Genomic DNA, 1,137 nt, shown 5'->3' with positions numbered 1-1,137 from the left:
CGCTGGCCGGCAACCTCAGGATCCCTGCAGCTGCCGGCCAGCGGCCGGCACTACCACAGGCGGGTCAGTGACCCGATTCGACCTTGCGCCATTCCACGGCGGCACGATCCAGCACGCCGTTGACGTAGGTATGGCCATGTTCGGAACCGAAGCGCTTGGCCGATTCGATGGCCTCGTTGATCACCACGCGGTACGGCACGTCCAGGCGGTAGCGAAGCTCGTAGGCGGCCAGGCGCAGCACCGCGCGTTCGATCGCATCCACTTCCTCGATGCCACGGTCCAGGTACGGGCCGAGCGCTTCGTCGATGTCGCGACGGTTGTCGAGCACGCCGTGCACCAGCGCTTCGAAGTACGCCAGGTCGGCGATTTCGCGGGCCTGCTCGTGGGCGAACTGGGCGATCAGCGACTGGGCGTTGCCGCCGGAGATCTGCCAGGCGTAGATGGCCTGCACGGCACGACGGCGGGCGCGCGAGCGCAGCACCGGGTCGACGCCATCGCGGCGGACGGGTTTACCGGAGGGCTTGCCCTGGGTGTTCTTGTTCATGGCAGTTGCTCCAGCAGATTGACCATTTCCAGTGCGGCGAGTGCGACTTCCTCGCCCTTGTTGCCGTGGCTGCCGCCTGCGCGGGCCTCGGCGTCTTCAACGCGTTCCACCGCCAGCACGCCGTTCAGTACCGGCACGCCGAAATCCAGCTGCACACGCATCAGGCCTTCGGCGCAACGGTCGGCGACGTGTTCGTAGTGGCGGGTGTCGCCACGGATCACGCAGCCCAGGGTGAGGATGGCGGCGTGTTCATGGGCGGCGGCCAGGCGTGCGGCCACCAGCGGCAGTTCCCAGGCACCCGGCACGCGGATCACGTCGATGTTGGCTTCGGTGATGCCGTTGCCGGCCAGGCTCAGGCGGGCGCCTGCGACCAACGCGTCGGTGATGCGGGCGTTCCAGCGGCTGGCCAGGATGGCGAAGCGCGCCGACTCGGGAGTGCGAAGATCGCCTTCGTAGTGGCTCATATGCGGCTTGGGGGACTCGATAAGGGGGTAATTCTAGCGTGGATGGGCCCCGGCCGTGGCTGGCGGGGGCCTGCAGGGTGTGCCGACCAACGGTCGGTCCCCACCGGTAGTGGGGGGGGGGGGGGGGGG

Annotated in this window: 2 protein-coding genes; both read right to left on the bottom strand. The window is 68.5% G+C overall.

The window, feature by feature from the left end:
• Nucleotides 1-64 precede the first annotated feature (64 nt).
• Complete coding sequence (gene nusB, locus ABGA94_RS17805) at nucleotides 65-544, bottom strand: transcription antitermination factor NusB (protein WP_005415268.1); 480 nt, start codon at nucleotides 542-544, stop codon at nucleotides 65-67.
• Complete coding sequence (gene ribH / locus ABGA94_RS17800; protein WP_005415267.1) at nucleotides 541-1,008, bottom strand: 6,7-dimethyl-8-ribityllumazine synthase; 468 nt, start codon at nucleotides 1,006-1,008, stop codon at nucleotides 541-543. The genes nusB and ribH overlap by 4 nt, the downstream gene beginning before the upstream one ends.
• Nucleotides 1,009-1,137: the final 129 nt, after the last annotated feature.

The sequence above is a fragment of the Stenotrophomonas sp. 3diitr2024 genome (assembly GCF_042136455.1).
In the GTDB taxonomy this organism is placed as follows: domain Bacteria; phylum Pseudomonadota; class Gammaproteobacteria; order Xanthomonadales; family Xanthomonadaceae; genus Stenotrophomonas; species Stenotrophomonas sepilia.
The sequence above is the reverse complement of the archived record's forward strand: the minus strand, read 5'-3'. Positions and strand labels throughout refer to the sequence as shown.

Coding starts and splice junctions, on each gene's coding strand:
- ribH (WP_005415267.1), bottom strand. CDS start 1,008: ATGAGCCACTACGAAGGCGATCTTCGCACTCCCGAGTCGGCGCGCTTC.
- nusB (WP_005415268.1), bottom strand. CDS start 544: ATGAACAAGAACACCCAGGGCAAGCCCTCCGGTAAACCCGTCCGCCGC.